The 262-nt window shown below is 36.6% G+C and carries 1 pseudogene; it reads right to left on the reverse strand.

Annotation, left to right across the window (positions count from 1 at the left end):
- Positions 1–262 (reverse strand): annotated as a pseudogene (locus SB717_RS36975) (hypothetical protein); the annotation flags it as partial.

Consider the following 262-nt stretch of genomic DNA (forward strand, 5'->3'; position numbering starts at 1 on the left):
TCTGCTTTTTCAAAAAAGGAATCAATACGGTCGTAGATCAGTGCAGGAATTTTTGCAAAAACTACTGTGTTGGTTGAAATATATTTTAAGAAATTTTCCCGTACAATGGAATGATGATTGGTCCAGCCTAAAACAGGATCTAATATTACCCCTTTGTAAGTAAATGGTCCATATGGGCTATCCCCTATCGCATAGACTATATTATGTGTGTCGCCCGTGGAATAGGACAAATAGTACTTGCCATTATATTTATGAACCCATG

Source organism: Priestia sp. SIMBA_032, from assembly GCF_046535215.1.
GTDB lineage: Bacteria > Bacillota > Bacilli > Bacillales > Bacillaceae_H > Priestia > Priestia aryabhattai.